This window comes from Azospirillum brasilense (assembly GCF_022023855.1).
GTDB lineage: Bacteria > Pseudomonadota > Alphaproteobacteria > Azospirillales > Azospirillaceae > Azospirillum > Azospirillum brasilense_F.
On sequence record NZ_CP059451.1, the window covers coordinates 403,689 to 421,777 of the forward strand.

Annotated in this window: 12 protein-coding genes; 3 read left to right on the forward strand and 9 right to left on the reverse strand. The window is 63.0% G+C overall.

The annotated features are described in order from the left end of the window. Positions 1 to 217: 217 nt before the first annotated feature. The 3 genes from nirK to hmpA form a co-directional block, all read right to left on the reverse strand. Positions 218 to 1,282 carry a copper-containing nitrite reductase gene (gene nirK, locus H1Q64_RS24610; protein ID WP_237907147.1) on the reverse strand — a complete coding sequence of 355 codons (1,065 nt, stop codon included), beginning with the start codon at positions 1,280 to 1,282 and terminating at the stop codon, positions 218 to 220. Between the two features lie 256 nt (positions 1,283 to 1,538). After that, positions 1,539 to 1,823, reverse strand: a complete 285-nt coding sequence (locus tag H1Q64_RS24615) for a hypothetical protein (RefSeq protein ID WP_237907148.1) — start codon at positions 1,821 to 1,823, stop codon at positions 1,539 to 1,541. A 106-nt stretch (positions 1,824 to 1,929) separates the two neighbouring features. Then, positions 1,930 to 3,156: an NO-inducible flavohemoprotein gene (gene hmpA, locus H1Q64_RS24620; RefSeq protein ID WP_237907149.1), complete on the reverse strand. Its 1,227-nt coding sequence runs from the start codon at positions 3,154 to 3,156 to the stop codon at positions 1,930 to 1,932. Between the two features lie 240 nt (positions 3,157 to 3,396). Here hmpA and H1Q64_RS24625 point away from each other — a divergent pair, with 240 nt between their 5' ends. Next, positions 3,397 to 4,668 carry a GAF domain-containing sensor histidine kinase gene (locus tag H1Q64_RS24625; protein WP_237907150.1) on the forward strand — a complete coding sequence of 424 codons (1,272 nt, stop codon included), beginning with the start codon at positions 3,397 to 3,399 and terminating at the stop codon, positions 4,666 to 4,668. Positions 4,669 to 4,705: 37 nt separating this feature from the next. On the opposite strand, the gene H1Q64_RS24630 is transcribed toward H1Q64_RS24625, so the two are convergent. Continuing rightward, positions 4,706 to 5,824: an HD-GYP domain-containing protein gene (locus tag H1Q64_RS24630; RefSeq protein ID WP_237907151.1), complete on the reverse strand. Its 1,119-nt coding sequence runs from the start codon at positions 5,822 to 5,824 to the stop codon at positions 4,706 to 4,708. A gap of 386 nt (positions 5,825 to 6,210) precedes the next feature. Here H1Q64_RS24630 and H1Q64_RS24635 point away from each other — a divergent pair, with 386 nt between their 5' ends. Then, positions 6,211 to 7,860, forward strand: coding sequence for an ISL3 family transposase (locus H1Q64_RS24635; RefSeq protein WP_237907152.1), 1,650 nt, complete (start codon positions 6,211 to 6,213; stop codon positions 7,858 to 7,860). Positions 7,861 to 7,918: 58 nt separating this feature from the next. Here H1Q64_RS24635 and H1Q64_RS24640 read toward each other — a convergent pair whose 3' ends face one another. The 5 genes from H1Q64_RS24640 to H1Q64_RS24660 form a co-directional block, all read right to left on the reverse strand. Further along, complete coding sequence (locus H1Q64_RS24640) at positions 7,919 to 8,809, reverse strand: toll/interleukin-1 receptor domain-containing protein (RefSeq protein WP_237907153.1); 891 nt, start codon at positions 8,807 to 8,809, stop codon at positions 7,919 to 7,921. Between the two features lie 188 nt (positions 8,810 to 8,997). Then, on the reverse strand, positions 8,998 to 9,855 hold the full coding sequence (locus H1Q64_RS24645; protein ID WP_237907154.1) for a DUF4231 domain-containing protein: 858 nt from the start codon (positions 9,853 to 9,855) through the stop codon (positions 8,998 to 9,000). Positions 9,856 to 10,197: 342 nt separating this feature from the next. Next, positions 10,198 to 11,544, reverse strand: coding sequence for a pentapeptide repeat-containing protein (locus H1Q64_RS24650; protein WP_237907155.1), 1,347 nt, complete (start codon positions 11,542 to 11,544; stop codon positions 10,198 to 10,200). A 33-nt stretch (positions 11,545 to 11,577) separates the two neighbouring features. Then, positions 11,578 to 13,203, reverse strand: coding sequence for a CHAT domain-containing protein (locus H1Q64_RS24655; RefSeq protein WP_237907156.1), 1,626 nt, complete (start codon positions 13,201 to 13,203; stop codon positions 11,578 to 11,580). Next, on the reverse strand, positions 13,200 to 16,421 hold the full coding sequence (locus H1Q64_RS24660; RefSeq protein WP_237907157.1) for a PAS domain-containing protein: 3,222 nt from the start codon (positions 16,419 to 16,421) through the stop codon (positions 13,200 to 13,202). Before H1Q64_RS24660 ends, H1Q64_RS24655 begins: the two co-directional genes overlap by 4 nt. Positions 16,422 to 16,890: 469 nt before the next feature. Between H1Q64_RS24660 and H1Q64_RS24665 the strand changes: the two genes are divergently transcribed. Then, positions 16,891 to 18,029 (forward strand): IS3 family transposase gene (locus H1Q64_RS24665; protein WP_237907158.1). Its coding sequence is split into 2 segments (ribosomal slippage): positions 16,891 to 17,146 and positions 17,146 to 18,029, totalling 1,140 coding nucleotides; the frame shifts between segments, so codons are not numbered across the junction. Positions 18,030 to 18,089: the final 60 nt, after the last annotated feature.

Below are 18,089 nucleotides of genomic sequence, written 5' to 3' on the forward strand. Positions count from 1 at the left end.
CGAGGAACGCGCTGAGCGGATCGCACACGACGAGCCGCGGCGCCGCATCATAAAAGGATGGAAAGGTCATAACCGGATCATGCCACGATGATGCGAGGGCCTCTTTGTCCTCGCGCAAACGGCACGGCCACCACCGGTGGCAAGCGGGAAATGCCCAACGGAGGAAGGCAGGGTCTCGCCCCCCACCCTTCCCCCTGCGCATCCCACCGGGGTGGGATCAATGCTTCATCTCGCCGAGCTGCTTGCGGGAGTCGCCGCTCTTGTCGAGGATGACGCTGTCATCCGCCTTGCCATCGACTTCCAGAATGCCGATGAGCCCCTTGGTGGCGCGGCTCAGAGCGTGGTCGACCAAGGCGTACTTGCCCGGATAGTCGACCTTGAACTCCACCATCGTCGCCCCGCCCGGCGCCACCGTGACCGTCTGCACGTTCTTCAGCGGCGGCGTGTCCAGGGCACCGAGATTGTGGACGCGATCGAAGATCTCGCCGATGACATGGAACGACGAGGTGAAGTTCGGCCCGCCGACACCGAACCAGATGCGCACGGTTTCGCCCACGCTGGCCTTCAGCGGCTTGTCCTTCACCAGACCACCCACGGCGCCGTTGAACACCAGATAGCCGGGCTTCTCGTTCACCAAGCCGTCGTAGTCGTCTTCCGCCGCCGGCAGGTTCTTCGCCTTGGTGGCGTAGATCTCCTGCTGCATCACATAGAATTCCTTGTCGACCTTCGGCAGGCCGCCTTCGGGCTCCACCACGATCAGGCCGAACATGCCCTTGGCGATGTGCTGGGCAACCATCGGGGTGGCGCAGTGATAGACGTAGACGCCCGGCGCCATCGCCTTGAACGAGAATTCCTTGGTCTGGCCCGGCTCCGCCTGGGTGATCTGTCCGCCGCCAAGGAAACCGGTGGCCGCGTGGAAATCAATGGAATGGTTCATGATCGATCCGGGCGCGTTCGTCATGGACACGTTCACCGTGTCGCCGACACGGACGCGGACCATCGGGCCGGGGACCTTGTTGTTGAACGTCCAGTAAGTGTAGGTCGTGCCGTCATCCAGCCTGGCTTCGACCTCGGTCGTGGTCAGCACGACGTTGTGGGTCTTGGGCGCACGTGTGCCCGCCGCTTCCGGCGCCGGGACCGCCGCAGGGTCCTGGACGATGTCGACCGTCGGCTCCTTGACCTTCGGCTCGGCGTACAGCGTGGTGGCCGATGCGGCGCCGATCCCCGACAGGGCGATGAGGGCGGCGGCGCTGACGATGGCGAGGAAGGTCTTGGTTTTCATGATGCAATCCAGGGCGAGTGTTGCTTCTGAAGCCAACATCCCGGATTTCACGCCCCGATTACTTGACGGCCGTCAAGAATTTGAAGAAAGGGCAACATCCTGTTTTAATGTATTTTGCTTGCTTTTGTCTCAATTCCAATAAATTGCCTGTGAGAGTGAGGGGGCGACGGGGGTGTATGGCTTGCAAAGAGTTGCGAAACACCACGGCCCGCCTGCCGTTGCAGCCGGGGCGGTCCCTGACGATGCGAGGGGCGTGTCAGTAATCCCGATCCGGGTGGTCGGACCAGTCGCCCAGATTCATCACGGCGACCGCCATCGCCACACCGCCGAACGTTCCGCACACCGAGCCAAAGAGCAGGATGAAACCGATCAGCCAGTATTCGGAGCCAAGGAGCAGTGTACGGAGACTGGCGACATCCAGCGCGAGAAGGCCGAGGCAAACGACAACCCCGGCCACCACCCCGATCGCAAGGTGGGTCAAGAGGAACGCCACCAGATTATGCTTACGCAAGAAAGAAAAGCGCCGTGGATTCCGAGGCATGCTTTCGACTCCTTACAAAACCAAAGCGCATGACGGCAAACGAACGACAGAAACGCGCCGCGCCGTTGAAGTTCCCCTGGAATGATTCGGCGCACGCCTTGAAAACTCATGCGGCAAGCAATTCATCCGCTGGGCCGAAAAACTCGTAGTGAATTCTGCCCAATGGCACGCCCCGGCCGGCGAGGCCGCCGACCATAGCGCGCAGGAACGGTCGAGGGCCACACAGATAGTAGGCCGCCTCCTGCGTCGGCGTGTTGACGACGATCCAATCCATGCTGATGAAACCCCGTTCATCGTAGTCGCGCCCCTGAACGTCGGCCGGCTCAGGGGCGTTGTAATAAGTGCGCAGCGTGATGTTGCGAGCCTGAGCGGCGAGCGCCCGGGAATGATCGCGCATCGCGTGGACGCGCCCGTTCTCGGCGCCATGGATGTACCATGTCGGCCGGCCACCGCCGGAACCGGCAATGGTCTCCAGCATGCTCATCATCGGGGTTAGCCCGACCCCACCGCTCAGCAGCACGACCGGCCCAGCGGAAGCCTCATCGAGGAAGAATTCGCCGGCCGGGGGCGCCACCTTCAGCGTTGTGCCCGGCTTGACGTGATCGTGCAGCCAGTTGGAGGCCAGCCCCGCCGGCCTGCCCGAGCCCACCTCCCGCTTGACGCTGATGCGGTAGGACCGGGAATCCGGAGCGGAGGAGATGGAATAGTTGCGCTTCAGCGCACCGGCTCCCGGCACATCCAGCGCAAAGGTCAGATACTGACCGGGACGGTGGCGGATCACACCGCGCCCGTCTGCCGGAACCAGGATGAAGGAGCGGATGATATCGCTCTCCGGCGTCACGCTCTCCACCGTGAAGTCGCGCCAGCCGTTCCACCCGCCCGGCGCCGTGGCGAGCCCGGTGTAGACGCTGGCCTCCCGCGCTTTCAACACGTCGGCCAGAAACCAATAGGCCTCGCCCCACGCGTCGAGGACGTCCTCGGTCGCGGCATCTCCCAGAACGTCCTTGATAGCGCCCAGCAGGGCATCGGCGACATAGGGGTAATGTTCGGGCAGGATGTTCAGCCCGACATGCTTCTGCGTGATCCGCTCCACCCGCGAGGCCAACACACCCAGATTGTCGATGTTGCGGCCATAGGCGATGATCGCCGCCGTCAGCGCCTTGGACTGCGACCCAGTCTCACCATGATGGGATTGATTGAACAGGTCACGGATTTCCGGGTTGCGGAACAATCGCTGATACATGCGGTCGGTGACCGCGGTGCCGCCTTTCTCCAGAGCGGGAACCGTGGCCTTGACGATGTCGATGGTTCGGTTGCTGAGAGCCTCCGCCATGGATTGTCTCCGTGCTGTCATGGCGATTCAACCATCCGCCAATTCAACCGGTTCCGGCAATGTCCCCGGAACCGGACCGACCTCCAAAGGTTGCGATCATCCGGGCAGCAGCCATTGATGGCGGTGGAGTTCCTGCTGCGGAAGCGGCTTCCATGCGTTATATTTCGGGCTACGAAGCGCTCGTACGCTTCCTCACGCCAAGGACTGTTGGCGTGACGAACCGCCTGGGAACCGTGGCTGATGCCCGCTGCCGACACCGATGCCCTGCAACCGTCCGCCCTGCGCGACGCCGACCATCTGACGGCGCTCGTCGATCTCAACGAGCGCCTGTTCTTCGCCCGTGACCTGCCGGCCGTGGTCTCCGTCCTGCGGACGGCGGCGCGCCGCCTGACCGGCGCCGACGGCGTCACCATCGTGCTGCGCGACGGCGACCTGTGCCATTACGTCGAGGAGGACGCGATCAGTCCGCTGTGGAAGGGGCAGCGGTTCCCCATGGGCACATGCATCTCGGGCTGGGCCATGCTGACCGGGCAACCGGCGGTCATTCCGGACATCTACGCCGATCCGCGCATCCCACACGAAGCCTATCGTCCCACCTTCGTGCGGAGCCTTGTCATGGTGCCGGTCGGCGCGCCCGAGCCCATCGCCGCCATTGGTGCGTATTGGGCGACGCGGCACACGCCCGACACGGGCACCGTCACCCTCCTGCTGGCGATCGCCCGATCGGCGGCCCTGGCGCTGTCCAACGTCCGCCTGCTTGAATCGTTGCAGGAGACGGCCGAAGCCGCACGGACACAGGCCAAGGAACTGGCGCGGGCCAACGCGGCGCGCACCCGGCTCCTTGCGACGTTGAACCATGACCTGCGCCAACCGGTCCATGCCCTGACCCTCGCCACCCACGCCCTGTCGTCCCGGGTCACAGACCGCGGGGAAATCTACGTGTCGACGATGAAGCACTGCCTGGGCGTGGTGAAGCGACTGATGGATGGCGTGCAGGACTTGGTAGGGATGGACGACGGCACGATCACCGTCCGGATCGAAGACGTCCCGTTGGACGATCTGATGACGCACGCCACAGCGACGTTCCATCTGGCCGCCGAAGCCAAGGGGCTCGACTGGCGCATGGAAGGGAGCGGCGGCGGGGTGACGGTGCGCACGGACCGGCTGCTTGCGTCGCGCATTCTCCACAACCTCGTCGACAACGCCATCAAGTACACCGACCGCGGAGAAATCCGGATTGTGTGCCGCACTGCCGACGGCAGGGTGTGGGTCGACGTCTGCGATACCGGCCGAGGCATCCCGGAGAGTTCCCTGGCCGACATTTTCGAAGAGTTCTACCGCATCGAAGCCGGAGATGACGTCGTCGGCCTTGGCCTTGGCCTGTTCATCGTGAAGACGCTGGCGGATCACCTCGGCTATCCGATCATGGTGGAGTCCCGCCCAGGGGCGGGAACAACGATCAGCGTCGCCCTGCCACTGGCCGGTTCTGTCGCATCGTCCACAGGCGGGTGATCGAGCGCCCTCGCCCGAGGGGGCACCAAGGCCGGCGTCAGCGGCCGGCCACGAGCCCGTTCGAGGGGGTATCGCGGAACTGCTGCTGAATGACCGCGATGGCGCTCATGTCCGTGAGCAGCGCCGCGACGCAGTCCGGATCGAACTTCCGGCTCGCCTGCTCCCGGAGGAAAGCCGCCGCCGCCTCGTTCGTCCACGCTCCCTTGTAGGGACGCTCCGACGTCAGCGCGTCGAACACGTCGGCGACCGCGACGATGCGGGCTTCCAGTGGAATGGCGACGCCGGAAAGGCCGTTGGGATAGCCGGAGCCGTCAAAGGCCTCATGGTGACAGGCCACCACATTGCGCAAAATGGCGGCGTGCGGCAGGGCGCCAAGGCCGTGGTCGTGAATCATCGCGTTGATGATGTCCAAGCCTTTGGTCACGTGCGTTTTCATGACCTCGAACTCGTCCGGCGACAGCTTGCCGGGCTTAAGCAGGATGCTGTCCGGCACCGCCACCTTGCCGACATCGTGCAGGGGGGCGTACTGGAGAATATATTCGATGAACTCGTCCGAAAGCCCGTGCTTCGATGCGATTCCCGCTGCGACAAGCTGGGCGTAGCGGCTCATGCGGTTGAGATGAGCACCGGTCTCCTCGTCACGGTAGTGGCTGACCTCGAGGGCCGTGTGCACGGCCGCCAGCATGGCGCGCATGCTGGTCATCTCCGACGCAACGAGCACGCCGATGACCCGCCGATACGGCAGCAGTGCCGACACGATCGATTCGGTGAAGAAGCCCTCCTTCCTTGAGTTCAAGAAAAGGAAGCCATACAGATCACCCTGCCAGTGAATACGGCTCACGTAGCGCGAGCGGAAGCCCTGCTTGAGCAGCTGGCCTCCCGGGCCGGTGGAACCGGGGGCCGACGTGATCGCATTGTCAATCCACGGACGTCCCGTCTCGGCGACCGTCTGCAGAAGAGGATAATCGCACAGCCTGCCGGAGAGGGGATCGAGGGGCCGTGGGCCGACGTTGCTGTGGACGAATGTCCGGACCCGCTCACCTCTGGCATCATAGGTCGCCACGGCGATCCGGTGCAGATGCTCCAGTCCGGGCCATTCGCGGATCTCCTCATGCAACGACTGGAGCCGTTCCTCAAGGCCTCCACTCTGCTCCATCCAAGGATCTTCGCCGAACCCGCAGGCGAGACTGCCTACTCTCACTTGCCGCATCTGGTTCAAAGAACATCTCCTGAATGGTGTAGCTATAAGGCAACTATTTGCTAGCCCAGCAATAGGTATATCGCGCTATCTTTTCACTGCATGTGTGTGAAGGGGCGCCCGAAGACGCGGAACTCCATGGGACGACCGTCACCTTCGAGGGCATTCGTTGGCGTTGATTTGCGTCAAATCCCTCAACAAATATGTGCAGAGGTTTAGGGAGCCGGACCAGAGGTTGAAGGCTGGGCTTGATCTCGCCTCGGTTTAGTGGTTCTTGCGCACTTTGCGTGGATGGTCAGGGTTACGGTAGCGAGCAGACCGGGTATTGCCCACATGGAAGGAGCATGCAGATGCTCTCTTTCCTTCCAAGCTGCCGCGTGCTTCAGATCGAGCGTGGCGGCCTCGGTTCGGTAGTCGTTGTCGCGGACAGTCGCCGAGGCCATGCCCGCTGCCCATGCTGCGGCGCCACCAGCCGCGTGGTTCACAGCCGGTACCGCCGGTCTCCTGCCGATCTCCCGGCCCTTGGGCATGAGGTCCGGGTTGCCTTGCTGGTCCGGCGGTTCTATTGCCGGCAGGCGGACTGCCCCAAGCGCACCTTCGCCGAGCGCTTTCCCGGTGCTGTGGCACCTCACGCCCGACGAACCCGGCGGCTTACCAAGGCACTGGGCCGGGTCGGGATCGCTCTTGGTGGCGCTGCGGGAGTGCGGCTCGCCCGCGGGTTTGGGATGCCAGTCAGCAGAGATACCCTGCTACGCGTCATCCGGGCATTGCCCCTGCCGGCCGTTGAACCGCCACGCGTCGTTGGCGTGGATGATTGGGCGCTGCGCAAGGGGCGCACCTATGGGACCATCCTGGTCGATCTGGAACGTCGTCGTGTCCTCGACCTGTTGGCCGACCGATCCGCCAACACCGTTGCGGGCTGGTTGTGCGACCACCCTGGCATCGCCGTGGTGGCGCGGGATCGCTCCACCGAATACGCCCGCGCCACCACCAACGGCGCTGGTCAAGCGACCCAGGTTGCCGACCGATGGCACCTGCTCGCCAATACGCGCCAGATGCTTGAACGCTGGCTTTTCACCACCGTCCACGGTCGGCTGCGCCGCTTGCCGCCGGTCCACACCGGCGCGTCGGCCATCGTACCCCGACGCACCCGAGCCTTTCCGCGCCCGCGTGCCGAGGGAGTGGCGAGCGTCGCAAGCCGCGAGCGGTGGCTGGCCGTCTACACAGAGGTCCGGCGCCGCCATGACGCCGGCGAGACGCTGCTGAGCATTGCCCGGTCGATGGGCCTGGCGCGGGCAACGGTTCGCAAGTACGTACAAGCGCAGAGCTTTCCGGAACGCGCCCTGCGGGCTCCAGGGCCGAGCGCGTTGGCCCCCTTCATCCCGCATTTGGCGGCGCGTGTGGCCGCAGGCTGCGAGAATGGAATGGAACTGTGGCGTGAGGTTCATGTGCTGGGCTATCCCGGCCGGGCAAAGGCGGTGCATCTCTGGCTGCAACAGCACCGAAGCGTCCCGGCGAAGACGACGCCCCACCGCTGGCGCAAGGGGGCATCAACCCCATCGGGCCGCCCACCAGCTCTCTTGTCGCCCAAGCGTTTGGCCTGGGCTCTGGTAAAGCCGGCCGAAGCGCGCAGCGACGAGGAGGCCGCGGCCGTTGCCCAGGCCGAACAAGACGCCGAAACGGCAACAGTGGCCGGCCTCGCACGCCGTTTCACGGCGCTCGTACGTTCGGCATGTCCGGCGGTGGAAACCGGCCAAGCTGCCGCCGGACTGGACGCTTGGCTCACCACAGCCGGCTCCTGCGGTATTGCGGCGGTTCAGACGTTCGCTGCCGGCTTGCAGCAGGATGGTGCCGCGGTCCGGGCGGCATTCACCCTGCCATGGAGCAGCGAGCAGGCCGAGGGGCAGATCAACCGCCTCAAACTGCTCAAGCGTCAGATGTACGGCAGAGCCAGCTTGGATCTGCTCCGCAGACGAACCCTCCTGGCGGCCTGATCCACGCAAAGTGCGCAAGAACCACCAAACCGGAGCAAGATCAGCCCGGCCTTTGGCATTAGACGGGCACACGGGCACGCAACTCGTCCACCGTCCGCTCGATGAGCGCGTCGGCGGTGGCTAGGTCGCGGCACCGGGCGACTGCGCTCGGCAGCACACCATCCGCGGACGACGGCAGATCAACGACTGCCATTGCCCGCGACCGTTGCGCGTCGAGCATGCATTCGCGCTCAAGACTGGTCCATGCGCCACGGTCGTAACCGTCGGTGCGCACCGTGATACCGCCCACGCACCGCGCGATCGCGTGCGCCAGCACGCCCCGGAGGGCGGGTGGTGGTGACTTGGTCTGGCCTTCCGCCACCGCCCGGCTCATGCTCCAACGGTCCCACCAGCACGCGTAACCGGCAACGTCCAGCCGCCGCGCGAGCCGCGCAACGAACGGCGTCGCCTCGCGCCAGCGATAGCTGATGAAAACCTGCCGCCGCTGCGCGAGCGTCGTAGCGTGCTGGATCAGACGCGACAGAAGGTCGGAGCCATCTGGGACGCGGTACGGCGACTGCAGCCGCATGCTAAGCGCCGCGGTCAACGCACCCGGCGTCGGTTCTGTACCTCTGCCCGGAAGCAGCGCGGGTGCGAGAATGGGTTCCAGGTCATTGAAGCCGAAGTATTCCGACTGCATCGAGTCGGCGACGGCCGTGAAGACTGGGACGCCTGGATTCTCCCGACGGCGGCGTTGGGCGCAAGCGCGCAGGTACCCGTCGTCGAGTTCATCCGACGACCGGATGACGTGCCGCACCGCCATCCGCGCGTCGAGGCCGAGCGGCAGGATCGTCCGACCGTCTCGAAGGCCGCCGACGAACCAAAGCACGTTACGCCCCGGCGCCTCGAGCCGGTCGGCGAGGAAGGCGTGCCCGAACAGGTGGGCCACGGGGCGGTCGAGCGCGTCCAACGTCCAGGGCTCCACGTCTCCGCCCATCGGCCCATGCGCCACCCGGCGCTTGACGTAGACCAGATAGTGGGTCTCTGCGCTCGAAGGGCGGTCCCGGTTCCGTCGGCCGGAAGGAGGGGCCGTCGCCCGCGCGGGTTCCGACCGCTCGGGCACCTCCCCCAAACAGTCATTCGCGTCGGCGGGGGTTGTCAACTTGCTCCTTCCTCCTTCTTCGCGGGCCGTGCCATCCGGTCGGCCCAGGCCCGATACTCAGCGGCGAGCAGTGTCTCGCCCTCCTCTATGAGTTGGGCGTCCGTAAGCAGCTCCTCGTCGTGGCGCCCGAGCAGACTGCCGATCGCATCGGCCATGCCGGCATAGGTGCCGGCGAGTTGGCCCAGCCGCTCCAACGCGCCGTGCGCTGCGAAGGCAGCCGCGATTGTCGTTACCGCGCCGACAAAGGCGGTCAGAAAGCGCAGACCGTCCAGCGCGCCGACGATCCCCAGCGCCGCGGCGAGCAGCGCGAACGCAAGCGCCAGCCCACGGAGTTGCTCGGCCCGGTCGCGGTGCTCCTTGGCCCGGCTCAGATACCACTTCTTCTGCGGCTCGAGTCGGTACTCGCGGTACCAGCTGGCAGTCATGCCGGCCGGGGGTGGCGGGCGGTCGGGGTTCGGCAGGCCCTCACCGAGGTCCACCGCCCCCTTTGCGCGCGCAGAGTCCGCAATCCCCCGCGTGATGTGGTCGAAGGCCTCGGCGGCGGTATGGTTGTCGCCGGCGTAGGGGGCGACGCGGGCGGCATAACGGTAGCACTCGGACTGGGTGGCCTCCGCTGCCGCACGGGCCGCGATCCACTTAGCTTCAGCCTGACCATCGAGTACATGACGCCCGAAGTAAGCCGAGGCTGCCGCGAGGAAGCCAGCGGCGAGCGAGACGGCGCTCGCCCAGTTCAGCGGCAGCCCCGCCAAGGTGGTCGCGGCCTCGCTGCCGACAGCCCCAGTGGACGGCGGCGGCGGTGCGCCGATGGCGGCCACGACGGCGGCGAACAGGGCTGCTGCTGCGGCTATCCCCAAGGACCAGCGCCCCTGCGCGCGGGCCCTTGCTTGCTGCACACGTGCCTCAGTCGCCCAGCGCCGCGCTGAATTCCAAGCCTGTTCTAACATATCCTGGTCCGCTCTCCCCCGGGGCAATGTTTTGAGCTAGGTAGCCAGATCTGATCTGTATTAGAAATGAGGCATTCCGCCTGACTATGAAGTCCCAACGTCGACAGTTCAAGACGCCGAAGCCAGTCCTAGACTCTCGCAGAGGAAGTTTTACTTTGGGCTAATTTTTTCTGAGCCACGGCAGAGTGGCCGGGAAATCTTCGATTTCCGCCTGCCCAGCATCAAAAAGGAAGGGCTGTCCACCATTTCGCCTCAGACCGGGCCGTACGAACCATTTGTCGGTCGTCCTCCACGATCGGAATCCGGCCTGATCCGTTCCGCAATCTCCTCGGCCTTCTGGATCAGGCTGGGCAAGGCATCCTCGACATCCTGGACAGTATTGTAGGGGAATTCTTCGGCAACCCAATGGTAGCTGAGAAGGTCGTTGAACAGCGCGTATGTCCGCTTGCCCGACTGACGGATCGGTATGGTCGGAATCCGGTAGTTCGGCACGATTCTCTGAAGTTCCGCGGGAACCGCTCTCGGCTCGGTGATGTCGGCGATGATGAAGCGGGACAATCCCGCCAGCCGGGTGATGGTCTCGCTGAGATTGCTCCTGGTCGGCCGGTCGAAGTCGAAGACAATGGGGACCAGATTGTACCTGGCACGGAGGGCGTTCCGCAAAGCTTCCAGAACCTCCTTGCGCTCTTCGCTGAACCGGCCCAACAGCAGGACACCCTTGGTATCGGTGGCATTGAAAATGTCGCTGATCTTCTCGTTGCTCAGCATCAAATAGATGAACTGTGCCACCTCGATGCTATCGACGGTCAGTTTGGTCTCGTCACTGGGGGTGATCTGCAAGCGTGCCTGTGTGGCCCCGTTCAGGAGCAGCTTCCACGCGGAAATACCGTAGACTTTGCAGTCCTGGATTTTGGCGCGGCGCAGGTCCGTTTCAAGAAGGAGCGCGCGTTCAAGGCAAGTGGATATGAGTTCCGCCTCAGTGAATCGGGACTGGCTGAGGTTTGCTTCGGCGAGATAGGCCTGTTTCAGAGAGCTTTGGTGCAGATTGGCTTGGCTAAGGTCGGCGCGTGTCAGTCCGGCTTGTTTCAGATTGGCGTGTTGGAGATTTGCCCGGGTCAGATCGGCCTCGCCCAGAAGAGCGTCTTTCAAATTGGCGTAGCTGAGGTCGCTGTCATGAAGGCAGGCCCTCGTCAGGTTGGCGCTCGTCATGATGGCGCCCTGGAGGGAGGCTCGCGATAGCTGCGTTCCGACCATGGTGGCGAAGGACAGCTTGGCGCCCGTCAGATTTGCGCGCCCTAAATTGGCACCTGATAGGTCGGCGTCCGACAGTTCGGCGTTCGACAGGTCCGCGGCGCGAAGCACCGCGTCGGACAGTTGGGCCCGCGACAGGTCGGCCAACCGAAGCGCCGCTTCGGAGAGATCCGCACCGGACAAATCGGCCCCGCTCAGCAAAGTGTCTGAGAAATCGATCCCTTGGCTTTTCAGGCCGCGTAACTTGGCTTCCCGCAGATCCGGCTGATGGTCCGGATTGTCCCTGCGCCATTTGTTCCAGGTGTCCGTTCCCTTGGCCAGTTGCTCTAGATCACGGCTGTCCGCCATGCGAACTCCTCCTTCTGGTCGGAATTTTGCGGGTCACTGACCGGCAGGAGCCCCGGAAGGCTGAGGGCTCTTGTGCCCCGGCCGCGCGAAGCGCTCCGGACGGGGATCGCGCTGCATCACGAGAAGAGGAGCCGCCCACGCGCGGTCCGTTTCGTAATACCGGTGCAACGACTGGCGCGCTATAACGGACGCCGTCTCGAAGGATGCGGATTTGCAGATCAGTTCGTTGTAGAAGGCCTCCGCATGCTTCATCGCTTTGCGGTCGTCCAAATCCCATCGGAACCCCAGGATCGCCGGGATGCGATGGCGGGCCAGCGCGTACACGCTCTGATCACCCGGTTCCCGGCAACTGCTGAGGTACACGAAGCCGGCGTCACGCAGCCAGCTGCCGAACTGTTCCAATTCTATGACATCCACTGGATTGCCCGGAAAGCAGATCCAGCCACACTGGCGCCGTTCGTCGTAATAGGCGTGGCCGCCGAAATGCACGATGTGCCAGGTCTTTCCGTTCCGCAGGGTTTCGTAGACGTGCTGATGGAAAGGCTTGTCGCTGGGGGCCGTGGCTCGCGACAGCCGGACGGGCGGACCGAACAGCGCCGGCAGCCCGTGATCCCTACATTCTTTCCGATGCCGCTCGATGATGATCTGCAGGGCGTCGCATTCTGCGGTTACGTTTTCTAACTCGGGAAAGTACCCCATTCTGGGGACGAACGCGCAGAAGGAGGCGTCGATGATCAGGCAGTTCAGTTCACCGCCCTTCCGCCAGTCGTTTAGCTTTGGATAGGCCCCGCCATTCGTCCGGAAGTTTCGCATAATGGGAGATTTCAGCATCCAGAAGGGTGTGCCCTCCGGTCCTGAGCCAGAAGAGTCTGGACTGCACAGGGCCTCCCAACTGATAGACTGATACTTTTCATCGACTATGAATCGAATTTGGACATTGTCCAGTCCATCCACGTCGGATACGGTTCGCTCGAAATGATATTGGAACCGGAAGTCGGCGAACAGACGCGCGGCCAGCGTCGTACCCATTTCCTTCAATTCGCGTTGCCATCGCGGGTATCCGCAGGACGCGATTTCGGCGTGCCGGCGCATGATGCCGTCTAGACCGGAGAGATCGACGTTCAGTGGTTCATTGAAAGAATTGTTTGCCGTTTGAGAGTGCTGGCTGATGCGCCAAGATGAAGCGCCCTCCAGGAGATGGATCTCCACTTCGGCGCTTTTTCGGTTGGCGTGCGGTGATGTGGCCAACTGTGGCACCAGTTGCGTAAGCGCCTCGACTAGGAGCGTGTCCATTTCGGTGGTTTGCGGCACGATCCGGCAATTACCGATGGCTGCCGCTTCTCGCAGCATTCCTCCACTCGTCGCGCGGGCCACCAGCAGGAACGGCGATCTGTTTCGTTTCTCGTGGCGGAAGTGCCGCAGAACCTCCATCCCCAGCAGTTCCCCTTCGACGACCCGTGCACCCGCCTTGTTCGGCAGGTCGAGATGCACCACGACGAGATTGAACGTCTGATCGGCGAATGCCTCGGCGTCGGCTGCGTTGCCGGCCTGTTCCACCTGAATTAGGCCGGGCGGGTCGATACGCTCTTTGATCAGGCGGACGATATCGTCGCCCAATTCGTGCTGGCCTCTCTTGGGGATCGCGAGCAAGACCTTCATACCGCACCTGCGACATGTTCGAGGGGGAGCCGGATTTCAAAGGAGCCGACTTCGGCAGACGGTTCCGGTGCCCGATATTCGCCCTGGTTTCGTTGCACGAAGCGACGGATGGTGGCCTCGCCAAGGGCCAACTCCGCCCGAAGCCGGGCGCGCGCCAGTGCCGTTCTGGCATCGATGGTCCCATTTTCCGGTTCGGCATTGGATTCCGTCGGCAAGGGGCCTTCAATGCACAGGATCAAATCGTTGTCCTTTTTCTGGATGCCGATTGTTACCTTCGCCTCATCCGGCAGGTTGCGCAGCAGATAAGATAGGATCGTCTCAATGACGAAGCTGATCTGGAAGGGGTCGGCGCGCACGATTCCGTCTGTCGTGTCGAACTCCAGGTCGACCGCCTCGGCGTCGATACTGGGCAGGGACGCGATGATTTCTTCCACCAGTTGGCGCATCGAGAGCCTGACCGGGACGTAGGGCACGGCCCCTTCCCCGTGGTTGTAGAGCAACAGCCGGTCGAACGGCATGTCCATGCGCCGCAGATAGCGCATCATCCGAGGAACTTCGTTGCTCCACTCTTCGCTTCGCGCCTTCCTGGCGAGCCGGCTGAGCGTGCCGGCGACCATGGACAGCGCCGGGCGTGTCTGGTTGACGATCTCGTGGAACATGTCCTTGATGTCGTCGGTCCTGGCGTACCTGCGATAGTCGCCCCACTCCCGCCCGAAGAAGACCCGCCGCCCGAAATCCGGCATCTTCCGCCCGGACAGCAGGACTGTCACCGTCTTTCCAGCAGCGTCTTCACAGCCATTGCCATTGCCATCGCCGTCTCCGTCCATCGGGAAGCGCAGCTCCGTCTTGGTCGGCACGAAATTGTCGACGCGGAGTTGCGGTATGCCTTCTCCCGTATTCTTCAGGAAGCGTTGGAAATCCTTGCCGACACTGTCCTGCTTCTGGCGCCCCAACATTTTCGCGCCTGCCGGATTGATCTCAATGATCCGACAGTCTTCGTTCGTGATGACGATCAAATCCTGGGAAACCCGCAGCAGTTCGTACAGCATGCAGTAGCGCATAAGGTTTTCTAGGAATGGCCTTACGCTTTCGAACAGGGAAATCAATTCGGCTTGTTCGCAGGCGGAGAAGGCGTTCTCCTGCCGGTCCTCAATGCTCAAAATCCATCGGACCTGCCCGTCCATGGAGATCGGAAGGGCAAGCCCGGAACGGGCCAGCGGTGTGTTCGGCCCCGGCCTGCAGCCGCTCCCGCCGTGGACATCGTCTCCGCTCAGGCTAACCGGGCGACCTTCCCGATAGGCGCGGCCCAGAATGCCCCCGTTGATCGACTGCGTGAGTTCCAGAGGCTGGAGATAGCCATTGAGCGCCCCCATCGCCTGCTGGCGGAGAATGAAGACGCCCTGGTCCGTGTCCACTTCGAACAGGGCGGCGTTCTGCCAGCCGTAATGCTTGACCAGTTCCTTGACTATGCATTTGGCCATGTCGTCGACGTTGCGTGCGGCGGAGGCCTGCAAGATCAGGTTCGACCGGAATTTTTCCGCGCGCTGGCGGACCTGGGCCAATGCCACGTCCACTGTCTTGTCGATGGGCAGCTTGGAAAGAGCGTCTCTGTGGGCCTCGCCATAGAAATCCAAGGACTTGCTGTGCCACGCCACGGTTGCTGCGATGCCCCCCTCACGGCGGATGCTGCAGACCAGCAAGGACTGATATCCCCGCATCAGATAATCCCGGCAGTCGGGCGAGTCCCGCAATTCGGACATCGTTTCCTGGGCGAGGAACGCCCGAAAGTCGGGGATTGCCCTAGGTTTGGGCTCCATGAGCCAGACCGCCAGCAGGGGTGAAATGGGTTGCCAACGCACGTGCTGACCCATCTTGTCCGGGTAGGAGATCAGTGTGCGCGCGTGATGGCGGTCCTTTTCCCCTTTGTCGGCGGTGAACAGCGACACGGAAAAGGCGTCGAAGGGGACGACCGTCCTCATCGCATCGGCCATGTCGATCAGCAACTGCTCCGGCTCGCGCGCGGTATCCGCCAACTTGTGGATGGCGTCGGCGATTGTTTCCAGCTCCAGGTTGCGGACAACGGCGAGTATGGCCGTGATACTCCCCGTCGTATCCCGGATTGGCGCCGCCGCCACCATGACTTGAAGTGGACGTTGGTCATTCAGTCGACGGACCGGCAGCGCGTACTCGCCGCTAAGCCCTTCACCCAATTCGCTCAGGTTCCCTTCAATGATCGTGCGTGCCTGCGCGTCCGTGACGAAATCCCAAACGGACTTTCCCTCGACCGACATCTCCGCCGGAACCCCGAAGATTTCGCGCAGCTTCGGGTTCGCGTGCAGGATCGTCAGTGTCGGGCTGCATAGCAGAACGCCGAGCGGCATCATGTCGAAGATCCGAAGCTCTTCGCGAACGATGCGGGACAGGTCGCTCAAGATGGCGTAACCACGCAGATTGCCTTCGCGCACGACCCGTCCCACGCTGATGCCGACGGGAAGCGTGGTGTCGTCTGGCCGTCTTAGACGCAGGATGTGCATGTCTGGATCGGCGTCTGCCCGTCCGGCCAGCGCGTCGTCCACAATGTGCGCACCGTCGCCAAGGAAGTCCACCAGCCTATGATCGCGGGCCGATGCAACGCCGAGCATACGGTTCAACTCTTTGTTAGCAAAAGTGATGAATCCTTCGGCGTCGAGCAGGCAGTAGCCGCGGTTGCCCGTTTCGAGGGCCGCCTCGTGCACTTCGGCCGACCCCTCCAGTACCCGCAGCAGCGTCGACCGGACGACGTGGCGCATGCGGCTCATTGTATGTTCGATGTCGTCCGCCGACGCCCAGGCGTCATGCAACACCTCGTTGAACGTGTCTTCCAGCGAGGACAGTTCGATGAACAGGTCCGTAATCGCATAATCGGGATGTTGGACCTTCGCCATTGCCGCGGCGATCATCTTCTCGGGCGGCGCATCAGATTCTATGGATTGCACGGCAAGCCGGAACAGATCGCGCTCCTTCGACGCTTCTTCTTCCACAAGGCGGATCCGCGCAGGCGCGTCGTTCCCCCAATACATAGCCATCTTTCGGAGCCACCGGTTCCACAAAGCATGGGCGATTTCGATATCGATCCGCGATGCGTCGCCTTGAAAAAGGGTCCGGGCGCCGTCCGATCCATCCGCAGCCGATTTTCCTTTATTACGCCCGGTGATGCTCTTGCGAGTTCCTGCACCCATGTTACGCCTCCCTGATACATCCGATGATGTCAGCGCAATAAGAGCCGGCATCCGCAACCATATGATCGCGAACCCCGTTTATTAAATTCATGTAATTTTGCCGCTGCTAAAAACAGAACTCAAATAAGAGAATGTTGACCGTCGATTTGCAAGTCATCCATCAGAAGCAATTAGATACCTCATATTTGATATTCCTGATAGATCCTGGAAAGAAAAAGCATACTTGGGTATGTTTTTCCCTTTAATTTCGAAATTCCAGCCGTTCATTGTGCATTTTCTATGCCCAATTGGTCGAAGTGCGTAGCCATCAGTATTGTTGAGCTGCGGGGTTGTGGGAAAAGCTTCAAGAACGGACGGGGGGCCTAACCCGAAATGGCTGCTCGTTTCGGGTAAAAACCGGGTTTGAGATGGTCCCCGTTTCCCGGACAGTTCGCTAAGCTTGGTTCGCCCAGGAAGAAGGACGGACCCGATGACGGGGAAGCGGAAGCGGTATTCGGCGGAGTTCAAGGCGAAGGTGGCACTGGAGGCGATCCGAGGCGAGTTGACGGTGTCGCAGTTGGTGTCCAAGCACGGAGTGCATCAGACGCTGATCAACGCGTGGAAGAAGCAGGCGGTGGAGGGGATGGCTGGTGTGTTCTCCGGCAAGGCGGAAGCCGCCGAAACCAGCCATCAGGGGGAGGTGGAAAAGCTCCACGCGATGATCGGGCAGTTGATGGTGGAGCGGGATTTTTTGCGCAAGGCCTCCGCACGATGAGCGTCGGCCGGAGGCGGGAGCTGATCAAACCGGAGCATCTGAGCCTGTCGATCACCCGGCAGTGCACGTTGGTTTCCATCAGCCGGTCCAGCTACTACGGGCCGGCCAAGGGCGAACCGGCCGCAAACCTGGAGGTGATGCGGCGGAGCGACGAGCAGTTCCTGGAAACGCCCTGGTACGGCAGCCGGCAGATGACCCGGCATCTGCGCCGGCACGGCCATGAGGTCAACCGCAAGCGGGTTCGCCGCCTGATGGCGCGGATGGGGCTGCGAGCGGTCTACCAGCGTCCGAAGACGACGGTGCGGCACCCCGAGCACAAGATTTGGCCGTACTTGCTGCGCGACCTGACCATCGACCGACCCAACCAGGTCTGGTGCGCTGACATCACCTACCTTCCGATGCGCCGGGGCTTCCTGTCCCTGGTGGCGGTGATGGATTGGGCGACGCGCAAGGTCCTGAGCTGGCGGCTGTCGAACACCATGGACGTCGAGTTCTGCATCGAGGCGGTGGAGGAGGCGATGGCGCGGCACGGCCGACCGGACATCTTCAACACCGATCAGGGCAGCCAGTTCACCAGTCCGCGTTTCACCGGCCTCTTGACCGCGGCCGGCATCCGGGTATCGATGGACGGGCGCGGCCGGTGGATGGACAACGTCTTCATCGAGCGGCTGTGGCGATCGATGAAGTACGAGTGCGTCTACCTCCACGCCTTCGAGACCGGCAGCGAGGCGAGGGCCGGGATCGGCCGGTGGATCCATTACTACAACATGGACCGTCCGCACTCCGCGCTCGGCGGCAGAACCCCGGAGGAGGCCTACCAGGGCACACCGGACCCCATCAGATTGGCGGCATGACACGGACCTGAACCAAGCTTAGCAAAGCCGCAAATCTGTCCGGGAAACGGGGACCATCTC